The organism is Haloactinospora alba (assembly GCF_006717075.1).
Classification (GTDB): Bacteria; Actinomycetota; Actinomycetes; order Streptosporangiales; family Streptosporangiaceae; genus Haloactinospora; species Haloactinospora alba.
In genome coordinates this window covers 753,608-771,636 of the sequence record NZ_VFQC01000001.1, presented here as the reverse complement: position 1 = coordinate 771,636, position 18,029 = coordinate 753,608, and the positions used below count along the sequence as shown (strand labels likewise).

Genomic DNA, 18,029 nt, shown 5'->3' with positions numbered 1-18,029 from the left:
GTCCGGGGCGTCCCGACGGCGCCGCACGGTCTCAGGCCGGGTGGGTGCTCCCGTCCACGGGAACCCCGACGCGTTCGTTGTGCTCCAGGAGCCACCTGGTGGCATCCGCCGGTTCCACGGGGGGAACGAAGAGCCGCCCCTGGGCCGCGTCGCACCCCAGTTCGCGCATCGCCTCGGCGACCCGGTCGTCCTCCACGCCTTCGGCGACCGCGCGCATCCCCAGTCTCTGGATCAGTCCCACCGCTGACCCCACGATGACCCGGCCGTCCGGCTCGTCGGCGATGCGGCGCACGAAGGAGGAGTCGAGCTTGACCTCCGACACGGGCAGACCGCCCAGCCGCGCCAGTGTGAAGTAACCGGTCCCGAAGTCGTCCAGGGCGATTCCGATCCCGAGGTCCGCCAGAGCGTGCACGGTCGGGGACACGACCTCGGCGTCGGACACGAGGACGTGTTCGCTGACCTCCAGCCAGAGCGCGGAGGCGGGGACGCTGTTCCTGCGCAGCGCGGATTCCACGATCTCCGGCAGTCCGGGGTCGAACAGTTCCCGCGCGCTCAGGTTGACGGCCACCGGTGTCCGAACCCCCTGGGAACGCCAGTGACTGACCTGCGACAGCGTGAGGTCCAACACCTCGCGGGTGAAGTCGCGCATGAGGGAGGACTGTTCCACGAGCGGAACGAACTCCTCGGGGGACAGGAGGCCGAACCGCGGGTGGCGCCAGCGGACCAGGGCCTCCGTTCCCACCACACGGTGACCGTCCGTACTCACCACGGGCTGGTAGAACATCTCCAGTTCCCTGTCGGCGAGGGCGCGGCGCAGCTCACCGAAGAGTCCCATCCGGACCGTGGAGCTGCGGTCCTTGTGCGGCGCGTACAGTTCGACACCGGTGCGCTGCTCCTTGGCGACGTACATGGCGACGTCCACACGCCGCATGAGCAGCTCGAAGTCGGGGGCGTGGTCGGGGTGGAGCGCGATACCCACACTCGCCTCCAGGTCGAACTCCATACCGTCGAGGTGGATCGGTTCCGCCAGTGCCACACGCAGCCGCGCGGCGACCTCACGCGCGGACTCGGCGTCCCGGACCCGCGGCAGGAGCACCGCGAACTCGTCACCGCCGAGGCGGGCCACCACGTCTCCCGGACGCACGCTGTGTGTCAGACGGTGGGCGGCGACCTGCAGCAGCCGGTCCCCCGTGGGATGGCCCAGCGTGTCGTTGACCTCCTTGAACCGGTCCAGGTCCAACAGCAGCAGCCCCACACGCCTGTCGTCGTGCGCTGCGTCCTCGAGTGCCTGCCGGGTGCGCATGGTGAGCAGCTTGCGGTTGGCCAGGCCGGTGAGTTCGTCGTGGTTGGCCTGGTACTCCCGCCGTACGGACAGGGTGGCGCTGCTGTACAGGGCGACGAGGGGGAACGCGAACAGCGGGACCAACCAGACGGAGTGGACCATCGCGATGACGACGAGCGGCGCCAGGCTGAGCAGGACACCGTTCACGAACAGCCGCTGTCCGATGTCCTTGGCCAGCATGGCGCTCAGCGTGGAACGCTCGTGCATCGCCACCGCGCACTCCACCAGCATCAGGTTGACCACGAAGTACGCCGCGGCGGCCAGTGCCACGACAAGCAGCTGCGCGCCCTCCGGGGTCCAGGAAACCGCCGGGGCCTCGGGGACGAGCAGCCACAGTACGGCTTCGGCGGCGCCGAAACTCACGATGTACTGGGCGAGGTTGAAGGCGGTGCGGTGCGGCGCGTGGCCACGCACACCCCCCGCCACCACGGTGGCGACAGCCTGGACCAGGCCCACCACGGGCAGCCCGTAGAAGATGAGCAGCGCGAAGGCGAACGGCAGCGAGGTGGGGGCGCCGTTGTCGTTCGGCATGCTCGGCGTGGTGATCGGCCGCAGCTCACCGACGACCACCATGCACAACACGACCCAGATCAGCGGCTGGAAGGCGAGACTCTGCAACCTGTCGGCACCGAGCCAGAACAGGGAGAGCCCCAGCAGTACGCCGCCGAGCGCCGTTACGGCGGAGAAGTAGCACCATAACGGCGTTCCGACCCTGGGGCCGATGTCCCGGGTGTTATTGGGGTCCTTCATCGCGTTTTCGGGCGCGGGTACCGTCGCTGTGCAGCGGACGGACGGACGCCCTCCTCCTTTCGCCCGGTGTAGGCGTGTCCGCTCACGCGCCGCGGCGGGTGGCCGGGGGTGGCCGGTGTGCCGCGACGCGCCGGGGGCGCGGACAGGGAAACTACCGGTGGTAGGCGGACCGATCCGAACGGTGACGACGTAGGGCATTTCGCCAACGTTCGCGCGCGGCCGCCTGCGGCCCGGTAGTGCGTCGTACGTGGCTCGGCCCGTGGCTGGTCTCCGGATGCGGCCCGACGCGCCGACGACCGCGGGGAGGTCGTCTGGTTCGGGCTCGCGAGCGGGCGGGAGACGCGGCGCGAACCGGGGCGGACTCCCGGACAGTGGACGTTCCGGACGTGGTTAGTTCGCAACGGAGCTTCCCGCCTGCCGCGGTGGGGGTGGGCACGTCCCTGGCGACGCCCCCTCCGTCGCCTCCGGTAGGAACGGGCCGGACGATGCCCGACAGGGGCGGGGTGCGGCGACACGCTTCCCGGGGGGAACAGCCGCACGCTCCGGAGTCCGGTGCTGAGGAAGCACCCTGACGTGGGTCGGCTGTCCTGTACGGGACATAACCACCGGGTCACCTCCTTCGTCGGTGGTGGCTGGTGCTGGTGGCGGGGGTCCCTCCCGGGGAGCGGCCCGCGCCGTCACTCACGGAGTGTCGCACGCTGTCACGGCCGGACCGGACGATGCCGCCCGCCACCACCCGCCGGTACCTGTCGTAACGCACCCGGGCGTGTGCCGGGTGCGGAATCCAGCGTACGTCCTTTCATCACCACATGTCGCCACGTAGGGACTTTAGGTGAAGCACGGCACCACAGCGGCGGAACCGTTCCGCTCGCGGACTGTCACCGGCGCTGGCGGCGCCGCGCGGAACCCGGCACCGCTGCCCTGCGCGGTTGACGGACGGTTACACCGCCATGTCCGCGCCCCTCGTGCACCGCGGTCACTTTCCGTGCTAAGTCAACCCGTATTGGCTGGCCACATCCGGCCCCTGCTCCAGCAGCACACGGAACCCCCCCTCGTCCAGGATCGGAACGCCCAACTGCGCCGCCTTGTCGTATTTCGATCCGGGGTTGTCACCTGCCACGAGGAAGCCGGTCTTCTTCGACACCGAACCGGTCACTTTCCCTCCCAGCTCGGCGATGGCCTCCTTGGCCTCGTCCCGGCTGTACTCGGCGAGCGAACCGGTGACGACCACGGTGACTCCCTCCAGCGTCCGGGGGCCGCTGTCGAAGCCCTCCTCCGCCATGCGGACACCCGCGGCGCGCCACCGCTCCACGATCTCGCGGTGCCAGTCGACGCTGAACCAGTCGACGATGGAACTCGCGATCGCCGGCCCCACACCGTCGACCGACGACAGTTCCTCCTCGCTCGCCGAGGCGATCGCGTCGATGGAACGGAAGTGCCGGGCCAGGTCCTCGGCCGCACGCGGTCCCACGTGCCGGATCGACAGGGCTACCAGCACCCGCCACAGCGGGCGCTGTTTCGCCTGCTCCAGCTGCAGGAAGAGTTTCTCCACGTTCTTCTTCGGCTCGCCCCGCTGGTTGGCGAAGAACGTGAGGACCTTCGGCTCGCCCGTGGCCGGATCGATCTTGGGTTCCGTGGTGTCCGGGTCGAGGACGTAGGTCTCGATGGGCAGCAACTGGTCGACCGTCAGGTCGAACAGTCCGCCCTCGTCCCGCAGCGGCGGGGTCGCGGGGGCCAGCGGCTGGGTGAGCGCTGTCACCGCGACATAGCCCAGCTCCTCGATGTCCAGCGCCTTGCGCCCGGCGATGTGGAACAGCCGCTCGCGGACCTGTCCCGGGCACGAACGGCTGTTGGGACAGCGGAGGTCGACATCGGCCTCCTTCTCCCGCCCCAGCGGTGTCCCGCACTCCGGACAGGTGCGCGGCATCGTGAAGGCGCGTTCCGACCCGTCGCGCAGGTCCGTCACCGGCCCCAGGATCTCGGGGATGACGTCCCCCGCCTTGCGCAGCACGACCGTGTCCCCGATGAGGACTCCCTTGCGCTCGACCTCCTGGGCGTTGTGCAGCGTGGCGAACTCAACCTCGGAACCGGCCACCCGCACCGGCTCCATGACGCCGTAGGGCGTGACCCTGCCGGTGCGACCGACGTTGACCCGGATGTCCGTGAGCTTGGTCGTCACCTCCTCCGGCGGATACTTGTAGGCGATCGCCCACCGCGGCGCCCGGCTGGTGGACCCGAGCCGGCGCTGCACGGCGATGTCGTCGACCTTGATCACGATCCCGTCGATCTCGTACTCCGGGTCGTGGCGGTGCGCGGCGTAGTACTCGACGTAGGACCGCACCCCCTCCAGCGTCTCCACCACGCGGTACCGGTCGCTCACGGGCAGCCCCCAGTCCCGCAGGGCGGCGTAGGCGTGCGACTGGCGTTCGAAGCTCGCTCCCTGGTGCACTCCCACCCCGTGGACGAGCATCGACAGGGGCCGGGTCGCGGTCACCCGGGGGTCCTTCTGCCGCAGCGAGCCCGCGGCCGCGTTGCGGGGGTTGGCGAACGGTGTCTTTCCCTCGTCGGCAAGCCTGGTGTTGAGGTCGTGGAAGTCTCCCCAGGGGAGGAAGACCTCACCGCGCACCTCCAGAACCTCGGGAGCGCGGCGCTGGCTCTGGTCCAGGTACAGGGGTACCGCTGCGATGGTGCGGATGTTGGGGGTGATGTCCTCCCCGACGCGTCCGTCGCCGCGCGTGGCGGCGCGGATGAGCCGCCCCTCCTCGTACACGAGGTCGACGGCCAGGCCGTCGATCTTGAGCTCACACAGGTAGGCGTCGATGGCGATCTCGTTCTGCGCCCGCTGGGTCCAGGAAAGCAGCTCCTCGGTGTTGAACGCGTTGTCCAGGCTCTGCATCCGCTCCAGGTGCTCCACCGCGGCGAAGTCGACACTGATCGGAGCGCCGACCTTCTGCGTCGGTGAGTCCTGGCTGACCAGGCTGGGGTACCGGTTCTCGATCCCCTGCAGCTCGGCCATGAGCTCGTCGTACTCGGCGTCCGAGATGACGGGGGCAGCCATGTAGTACCGGTAGCTGTGGTCGTCGATCTCCTGGCACAGCTCGGCATGGCGCCGACGCACCTCGGACGGGACCTGCTCACCGGTCGCCGGATCGTCCACGCTCACCAGTCCGGTTTCCTTTCGTCAGTCCTAACAGGGGTCGTCGCGCAGCACGCGGGCCGCTGTGCCGCAGGCCTCCAGCACCGCGCGGGCATGGTCGACAGGAACGCCGGCCAGCCCGCACACCGGAGTCACCGCTACTGCCACCGACAACAGTTCCGGCGCGAAACCGATCCGGTTCCACAGTTCGCGCACGGGGGCAACGTTAACGGCGGGGTCGGACAGATCGGTGTCCGTACTCGCCACCGTGCCGAGAAGAAGACCGACGCCGTCCTCCACGGCGGTGCCGACGGCGTCCTCGGCCCCGGTCGGTAGCGCCCGCGCGTTCAGGCTCAGCGCGCGTGCGCCACTGCGGCGCAGCAGGTCGACGGGCGGATCCGCCCGGCAGCAGTGCGCGCCCGGGACGGCCCCCGACTCGGAGATGGCGGCGTAGAGAGCACGAAGCCGCTCCTCGACGGTGACGCGGTCGACCGCGGGCAGGGTGCGGTAACCACTGGCTGACGGGACCGCGCCGAGCAGCACGTCCGGCAGGAGGGGCTCGTCCATCTGCACGAGGAGTCCGGCACCGGGGACGCGTGCTCGCACGTCGGCTATGTGCTCCCGCACTCCCTCGCGCTGCGACTCGCACAGGTCCCGGACCGCTCCCGGGTCGGACAGCAGTTTCTCCCCGCCGCGTAACTCGAGGCGGGCCGCGAGGCTCCACGGACCGAGGACCTGGATCTTCAGCAGACCCTGGTAGTCGTGTCCGTGCGTTTCGAGCGCCTCGAGATCGTAGGAGAGGAAACTCGCGGCACGTCGGGCGTCCCGGCCCGGTCGCTGCGTCACCCGCCACGCGAACGGTCCCGTCTCCACGGGGAGGTCGGCGAGTAGCGCCGCGCTGCGACCGGTGGAGTCCGCCCCGGTCCCGCGCTCGGGCAGTTCCGGGAGGTGCGCGAGGTCGGGCAGCTCACCCAGAACGGTGCGCAGCGCCTCACCCGCGTCCGTTCCCGGGAAGGAACCGACACCGGTGGAACTCGCCTCGGGCCAGGGGTACTGATGCAGCTCACTCACACTGACCAAGGTTACGGCACTGCGAGCCGGTGAGTTCGGGAGTGTGGACCCCGGTGTCGTTGGCCGTGCGCGGTCCGGCGCCCGAACGGCGGCGCCACACCACCAGCAGGACGATGGCCAGGAGGAGGAGGAGCGTGGCCGCCGTGACGGCCACCAGCGGGGAGCGGAGGAAAGCCCGCCACCACAGCGTCAGGGCGGCCATGCCGCCGAGGCTGTACACCGCCGCCCACAGGGCACTTCCCGGGAGAGCGGCCGCGAGGTAGCGCGGGAAGGACATGCGCATCGCCCCCGCGGTGAGGTGGATCGCGGACTGGATCCCCACGGTGAGGTAGGAGAGGGTGACCGCGGGTGGGCCGAACCGGTCGATCATGCGCTGCGCGCGGTCCAACCGCTCCCCGAGGCGGATGGCCAGTCGGGAACGGCGCACTCCTTTGCCCAGGAAGCGTCCGAGCCAGTAGATGGTCTGGGTCCGCAGCAGGGCGATCACGCCCAGGACGAGGTACACGGTCCAGAAGGGTTCCCCCTCCAAAAAGCCGTAGTCCATCGTGCCCTCCGGTCCCGACCAACCTGGAACATGTCTATGGTATGCCTAACCTAAGTCAGGCGACAGGGATTCCGGACCTTCCGGGAAACCACACACCGGAGCACGGCTCAGACCGACGGGACCGGCTGCTCCTCCCCCTCGCCGACGAAGGACGTCTCCGAGATCGTCGCCGACCCCAGCACCACATCGCCGTCGTAGAGCACGGCCGCCTGCCCCGTCGCGATACCGGTCGCGGGCTCGGCCAACCGGACCACGAGCTCACCGGAACGCTGCCATGCCCGGCACGAGTACACCTCGCCGTGCGCACGCAGCTGCACCGTGCAGGAGAAGGGTTCGGTGAGCGGATCGCAGCCGCTCCACACCGGCGAGCTCCCCACGATCTCGTCCACCCGCAGCGACTCCCGCGGACCCACTGTCACCGTGTTCTCCACCGGTTCGATGGACAGCACGTAGCGCCGGTTCACCGAGCCGCCCAGGTTCAGCCCCTTGCGCTGGCCCACGGTGAACGTGTGCGCACCGTCGTGGGTACCCAGCACCTCGCCCGACTCGTCCTTGATCGGCCCCGGTTCGGAACCCAGCCGCTGGTTGAGGAACCCGGACGTGTCCCCGTCCGCGATGAAGCAGATGTCGTGGCTGTCCGGTTTCTCGGCCACCGCCAGGCCGCGCCGGTCGGCCTCCGCCCGCACCTCGTCCTTGGTGCAGTCCCCGAGCGGGAACATGGCGTGGTCAAGCTGCTCCCGCGTGAGCACACCCAGCACGTAGGACTGGTCCTTGGCCTCGTCCGGACTGCGCCGCAGCCTGCCGCCGACCAGCCGCGCGTGATGGCCGGTGCACACCGCGTCGAAGCCGAGCGCCACGGCGCGGTCCAGGACAGCGGCGAACTTGATCTTCTCGTTGCAACGCATGCACGGGTTGGGTGTGCGGCCGGCGGAGTACTCCTCGACGAAGTCCTGCACGACCTCGCGTTCGAACTCCTCAGCCATGTCCCAAACGTAGAAGGGGATACCGATCACGTCGGCGGCCCGGCGCGCGTCGCGGGAGTCCTCGACAGTGCAGCACCCCCGTGCTCCACTGCGGTACGACTGGGGGTTCTTGGACAGCGCCAAGTGGACACCGGTCACGTCGTGGCCCGCCTCAACCGCGCGGGCAGCAGCAACTGCGGAGTCGACACCGCCGGACATGGCGGCGAGTACGCGCAACGTCATCAGAGGTCCCCAGGACGGTTTCCAGCCCCTCGGCGGGAAAACGCCCGTTCTCCTTCCTTCTGCGTGGTGTCGAGGTCGCTGCCCGTCCCGGAACGGACAGACGGGTAGAGGGCTCCTACGGCGGGCACTCGTCCTGCCACGCGAGGCTCCCGCGCCGCCGTGACGAACAGTGTCCGCTCAGGCGGTCGGTGCGACGGCGGCCGGAGCTGGCGCGAGCACGGACCGAGCGCTGTCCGCAGCACGGACGCCCCTACCCCAAGCCACTCTCAGTCTATAGTCCCGCAAGCCTATGCGCCGTCGCGCTGTGCTCGGTTCGGGAACCGGGCCCGCTGCCGAGCGCTCATGTGGCGCGCTCACCGCGCGGCTCTGCGAAAATTAGGGGTATGGCTCTGTTTCGCCGTCGCCGCTCCGCTGACGAGACCGGATCCGTCGCAGCCGTGGACGAGTTCTGGGCACACTGGGACGACGTCCGTGGCACGTTGGCCGCGTCGGTCGACGCGGGCGAACCGGTTCCCGAGGAGACCGCCGCCCGTGTCACCGAACGGGTACAGCGGATCCATCCCGAACTGACATGGGAGGTCTCCGCCGTTTCCCGCTCCGCGGACAGCGGACCCGGTGACCTCGGCACCATGGGGGACGAGGATCCCGAGGAACTCATGGCGCGGATGTCCGACATGGACGATCCGTTGGCGCTGCTGGGAAGTACGGCTTCCTACGCGCTGACCCTCAGTGGTGGGCCGGACGACTCGGCGCGCATCCTCACCGAGCGGTGGCTGCGTTCCGCCCCCAAGGACGCGGAGTGGCAGTTCCACCCCGCCTACCCGGCGGACCACGAGCAGCTCACCAGCTCGATCACCTGGGACGACCACACGTTCGACCTGTCACACGCCGCCCTGTCCCTCCGGGTGGACCAGCGGCAGGGCACGATCGACGCCGGGGTGTACCACCCGGACAACATGTTCCTTCCCGAGGAGACCCAAACCAGTCTGGCCGAGCACGTGGTGATGCTCGCGCTGGGCGAGGACGACTACGTGCGCTGGATAGCCGGAGTGGAGCCCCTGGCGGAACGGCCGCTGGACCCGCTGCCCCCGACCTCGCTGCCTGCCGTGGTGCGTCAGCTCTCCGGCGGCGGGAACGCGAACAGCTGGCCCACGCTGCAGATGCGCGTCCCGTTGCGGGGGATCGTCGAGTTCTCCCTCCGCCACCCGCTGCACCGGCGCGACTTTCCCGCTTTCACGCTTTACGTCCAGGTGTCACTCGGTTACGCCCACAGCGACAACGACAAACGCCCGGTGGAGCCCTCCGCGTCCGCGCTGGACGAGTTCGTCACGCGTGTCGACGGCATCCTGGGCGACAACGGAGCTCTCCTCGCCCAGCAGACGGTGGGAGGGCACCGGCAGCTGCACTACTACCTCGATCCGGAGTCGGGCGTTCTCCCCGAGGTGGAAGCGGCCGTGCGTGAGTGGTCCGAAGGCCGCTCCACGGTACAGAGCCGGCTCGACCCGGAATGGCAGTCCATCAACCAGCTACGTACCATGTTCCGGCGCCAGCTGGGGTCCTGACCCGCCCGTCCGCACCCTCCCCGCGCCCGGTGTGCCACGGCCGGCGGTGCTCAGTGGCGCTTCTCCCGGGCGCGGCGAGCACGTTCGACCGCGGGGCCGAGGGCCGAGTACAGGGCGGAGACGTCGGCACTGGAGGAGTCCCGCCCCAGTGAGAAACGCAGGGAACTGCGCGCTGTCTCCTCCGCGGCGCCCATGGCGAGCAGCACGTGGCTCGCCTGTGCCACGCCGGAGGAGCAGGCCGAGCCCGTCGAGCACTGGATGCCGCGAGCGTCGAGCAGCATGAGCAGGGCGTCCCCCTCGCAACCGGGGAACGAGACGTGAGCGTTGCCAGGGAGGCGCTCGGTGGGGTGACCGTTCACCACGGCCTCGGGGACAGCGTCCCGCACCGCCGTGACCAGTTCGTCCCGGAGTTTGGCGAGGTGGGCCGCGTGCGGCTCCCGCTCCTCGACAGCCATCCGGACCGAGGTGGCCATTCCGCGCAGCAGTGGTGTCATGACCGTTCCGGAGCGCACCTCCCGCTCCTGTCCGCCACCGTGCAGGACCGGGACGGGGTCCACCCCGCGCGCGAGCAGGAGCGCGCCCGCCCCCATCGGACCGCCGATCTTGTGGCCGGACACCGTGAGCGCGGACACGGAGCCCATATCGATCGGCTGCGTACCGACCGCCTGCACGGCGTCCGTGTGCAACGGGATGCCGTACTCCCGGGCGATCTCCGCCAACGCGTGCACGGGCTGGAGCGTTCCCACCTCGTTGTTCGCCCACATGACCGATACCAGGGCGACGTCGGCGGGGTTCCTCTCGATCGCGGCACGCAGCTCCCGCGGCGGGACCCGGCCGTACTCGTCGACCGGGAGCTCCTCGTAGACCGCCCCCTGCGCGTCGGCCATCCAACGCGCCGGATCGAGCACGGCGTGGTGCTCCACCGCGCTCACCAGGATGCGCCGGCGCTCGGGGGAAGCACGGTTACGCGCCCAGAACAGCCCTTTGACCGCGAGGTTGTTCGCCTCCGTCCCCCCACCGGTGAACACCACCTCGTAGGGAGTGACGCCGAAGGCCCCGGCGATGTCCTCGCGGGCCTCCTCGACCACCCGGCGCGCCCGGCGGCCGGCCCCGTGCAGTGAGGAGGCGTTGCCGAGCTGACCGAACTCCTCGGTCATGTCGGCGACGGCCTCGGGGCGGACGGCTGTTGTGGCGGCGTGATCCAGATACACCATGGCACTGCCCAGGATACGGCCGGGCGCGTGCCCGCTGTCCCGCAGGGCGGTCGGGGGAACGGGTCGGATGTCCCACTCCCCCGGCCAGCAGGCAGCTCACTTGCGCTTGTTGACCTCGTCGGTCAGTTGCGGCGCCACCTTGTGCAGGTCCCCCACCACGCTGAAGTCGCTGATCTCGTGGATGGGAGCCTCCGGGTCCTTGTTGACCGCGACGATGTTCTTCGAGGTCTGCATACCCGCCCGGTGCTGGATCGCTCCGGAGATGCCCAGCGCGATGTACAGGTTCGGGCTGATCGTCTTCCCGGTCTGGCCGACCTGGAACTCGTTGGGGTACCAGCCGGAGTCCACAGCGGCACGGGACGCGCCCACGGCGGCACCGAGCGAGTCCGCGAGGGACTCCACCACGGAGAAGTCCTCGGAACCGACGCCCCGGCCACCGGAGACGACGATCGCGGCCTCGGTGAGTTCGGGGCGTGCGCCGCGCTCCTGCTTGACCCGTTCCACGACCTTCGCCGAGGTCGCGGACTCGGGGAGGTCCACGGAGACCTCCTCCTGGGCCCCGGCCCCCTGGGAGGCCTCGGCGGTCACGGAGTTGGGGCGCAGGGCGACCACCGGGGCACCGGTGCGCACCTTGGCGTGGGTGACGGTGGCGCCACCGAAGATGCTGTGCTCGGTCACCAGCTCGGGGGTCACGTCCACCACGTCGGTCAGGGCGCCCGATCCCAGCTTGACCGCGGTACGCGCGGCCACCTCCTTGTTCTCGGGGGTGGCGGACACCAGAACCGCAGCCGCAGAGTTCTCCCCGGCCAGCTTGGCGAGGAGCTCCGCCTTGGGGGCGACGACGTAGTCGTTGAGTTCGGAGCTGGCCGTGTACACCTTCTCCGCGCCGAACTCGGCGAGTTTCGGTGCGGCGGCGTCGGCGCCGGCGCCGACCCACACGGCCGCGGGTTCACCGACGCGTCGCGCGGCGGTGAGCAGCTCGTTGGTGACCTTCTTTACCTCCCCGTCGACGTGGTCGACGAGGACGAGGACCTCAGCCATTTCTCGATTCCCTCTTTCGTCTCCGCCGGACCTAAACGAACTTCTTCTCGGCGAGGAACTCGGCGGCCTTCGTGCCGCCGTCGCCCTCGTCCTTGACGACAGTGCCCGCGGGTCGCGGCGGAGCCGGCGCGAAGTCCACGGTCTCGGTCGCGGCGTTCGCGAGTCCGACCTTGTCCTGCTCGATCCCGGCGTCGGAAACCGTCAGCTTCTCCACCGGCTTCTTCTTCGCCTGCATGATGAGCTTGAAGGACGGGTACCGCGGCTCGTTGATCTTCTCCACGACGGAGACCACGGCCGGCAGCTTGGCCTCGACGACGTCGTAGCCGTAGTCCGTCTGGCGCTGCACCGTCACGGAGGAACCGTCCACCTCGACCTTGCCGGCCAGAGTGAGCTGCGGAAGCTCGAGGTACTCGGCCAGGGCGGCCCCCACGAGGCCGGTACGCGCGTCGGTGGACTCCGAGCCCAGCACCACGATGTCGAACTCGAGGGTTCCCAGGGCCTGGGACAGCGCGTAGGCCGTCTGCAGGGCGTCGGAACCGTGCAGCGCCTCGTCGTTGACGTGCACGGCCTTGTCCGCACCCATGGACAGGGCCTTGCGGATCGATTCCGTGGCCTGGTCCGGTCCCATGGTCAGGACGGTGACCTCTCCGCCGTGCTTCTCCTTGAGGAGCAGCGCCTCCTCGATGGCGTACTCGTCGAGTTCGTTGATGACTCCGTCGGACGCCGCGCGGTCCAGCGTGTTGTCCTCCGGTGCGAGTTTCCGCTCGGTCGCCGTGTCCGGGACCTGCTTGACCAATACGACAATATTCATGGCCGGTGGCCGACCTCCCTGCACTCCCATACATCGCCCGCTCGGACGGTGCGGACGCGCGGCGCGTCCGTGGCCCTCAGGGTGCCAAACGTCTCACTGCGGTTCGGCACTGGGTTGGCGTTCACGTCACGCCATCCCGCCTGATCGTAGTGCTCGCACTCTTGATGTTACTGATTAGTAGCTCTGGGGCAAATGTTACCCCTGCCACTGGCCGAAAGAACCATCCGCGGGAGCGACGCCGCTGCTGGACCCCGTCCGGCGGACGCTTGCCCCACTGGGCGGCGTCCCGGTGCCGCCCTGGCCGCGTTGCCCGTCGGTCGGCGGAGGGTCCCAACTCCCCCTCGGCCGTGCCAGCGCGGCACCGGACACACCGCTCGCCGCGGGCAGCGTCCGCCGGACGGGACTAGAACCAGTCGGAGGGGCCCGACATCGGGTCCCACCGCGGCGCGAACCCTCCGAATCCCCACGAGAGGATCAGCATCGCCAGCAGCACGACGGCGACGATGACCCCCCAGTACACGTAGACGTTGCGGATTCCGATCCGCTCGGTCAGCTGGAGCGCCTGGCGGCGGGCACCGGCGCCGTTGGGACCCACGAAGCTGAGCACCACCACCAGGAAGAGCGCGTAGGAACCGACGTAGTTGGCCGAGTTGTCCCCCAGGACGAGGCCGAAGATCAGACCGATCACGATGCCGACCGCCAGGTAGCCCAGCCCGAACAGCAACGCTCGCCCCAGCGTGCGCAGAACCGCCCACGGCATGCTCAGCACCACGACCATGGTGTCCGAACTGCGCGGCCCCCGCGCCTGGACACGTCGGGCGTGCTCGCTCTTCACCGTGTCCAGCGCCCCGAGGAAGCTCGCGAGTACCAGCCCGATGACCAGCCCTATCGTCGGCAGGAGCAGGGATATCCCGGCCAGTATCCCCAGCGCGGGGAGGAGGAGCAGCCACGGGAGCTGGCGCGGTTCGTCGTAGGCGTAGGCCCCGCCCTCGGAGTTACCGAAGTAGTCACTGATCCGGTCCCCGCTGGAGCGGCGGAACATCCCGAACAGCCCTGAGCCCTGTTCCTGGGAGTCGTCCGGGTCCTGCCGCGCGGAGCGGCTGGACCCCTGCTCGTCGACCGGGGGAAGGACGTCGCGGAAGTCCTCGGGACGCAGCGTGGAGTCGTAGTAGTGGCCACGGGGTTCCGCGGGGTCGTTACCGAAGCCGGGGGCGTGGCGCTCGTCCCCGGCGCCGCCCAACAGCCCCGTGGACTGCGGGTCGTCCGCGGGAACCCGCATCGTCTGGTCCGCACCACCGGAGCCCGCCACCATTGTGCGCTCGGCCTCGCCGCCACCGGGGTCGGACGCCTCCCCCGCACCGGCGACCCGCGTCGTCTGGTCGAGGCCGCCGGACCCCGCCACCATGGTGGTCCCGGCGTCCTCCTCCTGCCCGGTGCCACCGGCGGAGGCCCCGGAACGGTCAGCGGCCTCGGCCGTCTCCGCACCAGCGGCCGCCCCCGCGGCGGCCGGCGCGGCCGCGCCGGCGCCGGACCCCTCCGAGGAGGAGCCGGGCGTCGCTCCGTGGATGGTGTGCTTTCCGGTCACCCCCGTCTGCCGGTAGTCGGACAGCTCCTCCGGCAGCGGAAGGTCGAGGTTGAGCCGTTCGGTCTCGGCCACGAGCCGGTCGGCGTTCGGCCGGTCTCCCATATCCCGCGAGACCGCGGCCCGCACCAGCGGCTGCAGGCCGTCCGGCATCCCGTCCAGGGAGATCTCGCCGTTGAGGATGCGGAAGAAGATGACCTCGAACGAGCCCGCGCCGTAGGGCGCGTTCCCCGTGGCGGCGAACGCCACCGTCGCTCCCCACGCGTGCACGTCCGTCGCGGGGCCGAGGTCGGTACCCTCGATCACCTCCGGGGAGAGGTAGCTCGGTGTCCCGACGAACGTGCCCGTCTGGGTCAGCTTCGCTCCGTCGACCGCGTGCGCGATCCCGAAGTCGATGACGATGGGCTCGCCGTTGGAGATGATGACGTTGCCCGGTTTGAGGTCACGGTGGATGACGTCGACAGCGTGGATGTCCCGAATGGCCCGGGCGAGGCCGGAGACGAAGCGCGTGAGCGCCCGCCCCCGCAACGGGCCGTGGTCGGTGACCGTGGAGTCCAGGGTGGGACCCGGCACGTACTCGGTGACCACCCACGGAAGCTCGGCCTGCGTATCCGCGTCGATCACCTCGGCGACGTTGTGGCTGTGCACGCGGCGCATCGTCTCGACCTCGCGGGCGAGCCGCGCCCGCGCCACCTCGTCCCCCGCGACCTCGGACTTGAGGACCTTGATCGCGACCGGCCGGTCATGGTGGGGATCCTCGGCCTGGTACACCACGCCCATGCCGCCTTGCCCGATACGCCGGCGGATCAGGTACCGCCCGACGCGTTCCGGCAGCTCCTCGCCATCGGGGGAACCTGCCGAGGAGGGCACTGTCATAGCGAACTCATCCCCTCAAACGCCGCACGCCCTCCTGTCTAGCCTAACGGCCACGGACGCGCGGATCCGGTGGCGGGACAACGGCCGCACGGGGCCGACCGCCACACTCGGTAACCACAAGCTGCATTCACTACACGCCGGGAGCCCCCGGCCAGGACGAAGGGAGGCCGCGCCGGTTTCCGGGGCCGAAACCGCCAGCGCCTGTGGCGCGGCCATCCAACACTCACTCGATTATGACGGATAACATCCGCCTCCCGTTCCGGGCTCCCGCCGCGGGGAACCCGGAATTCGTCCCGGGGTGCCCGGACCCGAGCGGCCGGGACACCCGCGGGACGGCGGACCGGGCTCGTCGGCCCCGCCCCGGCTTTGTCACTGTTGTGGCGTGCCCACCCCGGCCACGACCCGGACCCGGGGAAGCTCGGCCAGTGCCGCGCCCGGCAGCACCAGCTTGGCCGACCTGGTGCCGCTCCCGACGACGACCCAGGGTTGTTCCGGAACCCGGGTGTCGACCAGCAACGGCCACTCCGACGGGAGTCCGACGGGAGTGATACCGCCGTACTCCATTCCGGTGGCCGCGACCGCCTCCGCCTGGTCCGCGAACGACGCCTTCCGCGCGCCGAGCTGACCGCGCACCACCCTGTTCACGTCGACCCGTGTCGTCGCCAGCACCACGCACCCCGCCAGCCACGTACGGCCGCCCCGTCTGGCGGAAACCACCACACAGTTCGCCGAGGCCTCCAGCGGCACACCGTAGGCGGCGCTGCAGTTCTCCGTGTCCGCGAGCGCCGGGTCGATCCCGGCGACGCGAGGCTCCGCCGCACCGGCGGAGGGCTGCCAGGCGGCGAGTTCCTCCGCGACGGGCGGCGCCAGGAGGTCGGTCCGCAGCCGGGCCGGTTCGGTGCGCAGGTACCACATCCGTTCCTCCTCAGCGCCCGGTGAAACGCGCCTTCCCCGGGCCCTCCTCGACGAAGCTGCGCATGCCGGTCTTCTGGTCCTCGGTGGCGAACAGTCCGGAGAAGTGCAGGCGTTCCGTCTCCAGTCCCGTCGCGAGGTCGCTTTCCAGGCCGTCATCGACCGCCTGTTTGGCGGCACCCAGTGCCACGGCCGGGGCGTCGCTGTAACGGCTCGCCGCCTCGAGGGCCCGGGAGTAGGCCTCCCCGGCGCCGACCGTCTCGTCGACGAGTCCTATCTTCGCCCCTTCGTTGCCCGTGACGTGCTGCCCGGTGAAGATCATGTTCTTGGCCTTGGCCGGACCCACCAGCCGCGGCAGGCGCTGCGTCCCCCCGGCTCCCGGGATGATGCCCAGCTGGATCTCGGGCTGGCCGAACACGGCGTCCTCCACAGCGATCCGGAAGTCCGCGCACAGGGCCAGTTCGCAGCCGCCGCCGAGTGCGTAGCCGGTGACAGCGGCGATGACCGGTTTGGGTATCGCCGCGACCGCGTTGAAGGACTCCTGGAGTCTGCGGGAGTGCGTGAGCATCTCGGCGTAGCTCATCTCCGCCATCTCGTGCACGTCGGCCCCCGCGGCGAAGACGCGTTCCCCGCCGTAGAGGATCACGGAACGAACCGAGTCGTCCTCGCTCACCTGCGCGGCCGCCGCACCGATCTCGCGCTGCATCCGCGCGTTCAGCGCGTTCATCTTGGGCCGGTCCAACCGGATCACCGCCACGCTCGGGTGGTCGGGGTCGGTCTCCACACGTACGAACTCGCCCATGTCGGCACCTTTCGTTTCGGGACACTGCGGCTGTTGTTCCCTACCACGATCCCCGCCCTCCGCGCACCGCCCCGGCGGGAGGTCGGCGCCCCGGGCGGAACCGTGTCAGGTACCCGGCGGAATCACCGCGGACGCAGGGCGTTGTACAGGACTTCGCTGACCTCGGCCACCGTGAGTTCGTCTCCCAGCAGAACGCGGGCGCACAGCCCGTCAGCGGCCGCCACCACTCCCTGCACGCTGAGGGGGTCGTCCGTCCGTTTCCGGGCCACCTCGGCGACCGTGTCCCGCCACCGCTGCGCGGCAGGCCGCAGGGCGGGACGGCGGGCGGCCAACAGCGTGAGTTCGCGCTCGGCCAGCGCACGGGGACGGTTCGGCCCGCATGCCTCGACGATGAGCTGGGCCAACCCCTCGATCTCGTCCGCCGCACGCTCACTGGTCTCGCGCAGCTGCCGTATGTAGGAGTCGGTGGCCTCGGTGAGCGCGGCGACGAGCAGGTCGTCCAGCGTCGCGAAGTAGTAGACGGCGGAGCTGGCCGGAACGTTCGCCTCCCGCGCGACGGCGCGATGGGTCACCCCCGCGGTCCCGTCCCGCTCCAGCACCCGGAGGGTCGCCGCGATGATGGCCTGCCGTTTGCGTTCTCCCCGGGCACGCCGACCATCGCTCCACTCCCCGGCGGCCTGGTTCACGATGTGCCCCCATCCGGTCGCCCCAACGGAGATGCCCTTCCCGCGCGACGGCACGAGCGCGGTGCGCACCGCAGAGGCTACCGCAGCGCGGACGGCGGTGCCGGAAGCGAGCAACCGGTTCGGGGCCGCCGGAGCGTCGCCGTCCGTCTCAGTGCGCACCGCCGAGCTGCAGGGCGAGAACACCGCCGACAGCCAGCGCCATACCCCCCACCTGGGTTTTGGAGAGGCGGTCCCCGAAGAGCAGCGCACCGAGCAGGGCCACCGTGACCACCCCGCTCGCCGCCCAGATCGCGTAGGCGACGCCGATTTCCAGACCCGCGCGCAGCGCCAGGGACAGCAGGTAGTAGGCACCAAGGACGCTGAGCACGGTCACCGTGGTCGGTAGGACACGGGTGAACCCGTGGGAGAACCGGGTGGCGACCGCCCCGATGGTCTCGGCGAGGACGGCGCCGACGAGAAACACGTACGCGAGAGTCATACTCATCCTCCTTCTTG

14 protein-coding genes are annotated in these 18,029 nt (G+C 70.2%); 1 reads left to right on the top strand and 13 read right to left on the bottom strand.

Features of this window, described 5'->3' with window-relative positions:
• Positions 1–31: 31 nt before the first annotated feature.
• The 5 genes from FHX37_RS03675 to mnmA all read right to left on the bottom strand — a co-directional run bounded on the left by FHX37_RS03675 (position 32) and on the right by mnmA (position 8,048).
• Positions 32–2,092 (bottom strand): putative bifunctional diguanylate cyclase/phosphodiesterase, encoded by a 2,061-nt coding sequence (locus FHX37_RS03675; RefSeq protein ID WP_141922120.1) that lies wholly within the window; start codon positions 2,090–2,092, stop codon positions 32–34.
• 988 nt (positions 2,093–3,080) lie between these two features.
• Positions 3,081–5,255, bottom strand: coding sequence for an NAD-dependent DNA ligase LigA (ligA, locus tag FHX37_RS03670; protein WP_141922117.1), 2,175 nt, complete (start codon positions 5,253–5,255; stop codon positions 3,081–3,083).
• A 24-nt stretch (positions 5,256–5,279) separates the two neighbouring features.
• The gene (locus FHX37_RS03665; protein ID WP_141922115.1) at positions 5,280–6,299 is read right to left on the bottom strand and encodes a methionine synthase; all 1,020 of its coding nucleotides are present in this window, start codon (positions 6,297–6,299) and stop codon (positions 5,280–5,282) included.
• Entirely contained in the window at positions 6,292–6,843 is a 552-nt protein-coding gene (locus tag FHX37_RS23815; RefSeq protein ID WP_141922113.1) for a DedA family protein, read from the bottom strand. Before FHX37_RS23815 ends, FHX37_RS03665 begins: the two co-directional genes overlap by 8 nt.
• A gap of 107 nt (positions 6,844–6,950) precedes the next feature.
• Positions 6,951–8,048: a tRNA 2-thiouridine(34) synthase MnmA gene (gene mnmA, locus FHX37_RS03655; RefSeq protein ID WP_211351736.1), complete on the bottom strand. Its 1,098-nt coding sequence runs from the start codon at positions 8,046–8,048 to the stop codon at positions 6,951–6,953.
• 383 nt (positions 8,049–8,431) lie between these two features.
• On the opposite strand from mnmA, the gene FHX37_RS03650 reads away from it, so the two are divergent.
• Positions 8,432–9,610: a DUF695 domain-containing protein gene (locus FHX37_RS03650; RefSeq protein ID WP_141922111.1), complete on the top strand. Its 1,179-nt coding sequence runs from the start codon at positions 8,432–8,434 to the stop codon at positions 9,608–9,610.
• 50 nt (positions 9,611–9,660) lie between these two features.
• On the opposite strand, the gene FHX37_RS03645 is transcribed toward FHX37_RS03650, so the two are convergent.
• From FHX37_RS03645 to FHX37_RS03610, 8 genes are all read right to left on the bottom strand, one after another.
• On the bottom strand, positions 9,661–10,824 hold the full coding sequence (locus tag FHX37_RS03645; RefSeq protein ID WP_141922109.1) for a cysteine desulfurase family protein: 1,164 nt from the start codon (positions 10,822–10,824) through the stop codon (positions 9,661–9,663).
• 96 nt (positions 10,825–10,920) lie between these two features.
• Positions 10,921–11,865 (bottom strand): electron transfer flavoprotein subunit alpha/FixB family protein, encoded by a 945-nt coding sequence (locus FHX37_RS03640; RefSeq protein WP_141922107.1) that lies wholly within the window; start codon positions 11,863–11,865, stop codon positions 10,921–10,923.
• A 31-nt stretch (positions 11,866–11,896) separates the two neighbouring features.
• Positions 11,897–12,676, bottom strand: a complete 780-nt coding sequence (locus tag FHX37_RS03635; protein WP_211351735.1) for an electron transfer flavoprotein subunit beta/FixA family protein — start codon at positions 12,674–12,676, stop codon at positions 11,897–11,899.
• Between the two features lie 403 nt (positions 12,677–13,079).
• Complete coding sequence (locus FHX37_RS03630) at positions 13,080–15,134, bottom strand: protein kinase domain-containing protein (RefSeq protein ID WP_141922105.1); 2,055 nt, start codon at positions 15,132–15,134, stop codon at positions 13,080–13,082.
• 369 nt (positions 15,135–15,503) lie between these two features.
• Positions 15,504–16,049 (bottom strand): YbaK/EbsC family protein, encoded by a 546-nt coding sequence (locus FHX37_RS03625; RefSeq protein WP_141922103.1) that lies wholly within the window; start codon positions 16,047–16,049, stop codon positions 15,504–15,506.
• Positions 16,050–16,059: 10 nt separating this feature from the next.
• Positions 16,060–16,848 carry an enoyl-CoA hydratase/isomerase family protein gene (locus FHX37_RS03620; protein WP_141922101.1) on the bottom strand — a complete coding sequence of 263 codons (789 nt, stop codon included), beginning with the start codon at positions 16,846–16,848 and terminating at the stop codon, positions 16,060–16,062.
• A 122-nt stretch (positions 16,849–16,970) separates the two neighbouring features.
• Positions 16,971–17,693, bottom strand: a complete 723-nt coding sequence (locus FHX37_RS03615) for a TetR/AcrR family transcriptional regulator (RefSeq protein ID WP_342777591.1) — start codon at positions 17,691–17,693, stop codon at positions 16,971–16,973.
• Entirely contained in the window at positions 17,683–18,012 is a 330-nt protein-coding gene (locus tag FHX37_RS03610) for a DMT family transporter (RefSeq protein WP_141922097.1), read from the bottom strand. Before FHX37_RS03610 ends, FHX37_RS03615 begins: the two co-directional genes overlap by 11 nt.
• Between the last annotated feature and the right edge of the window lie 17 nt (positions 18,013–18,029).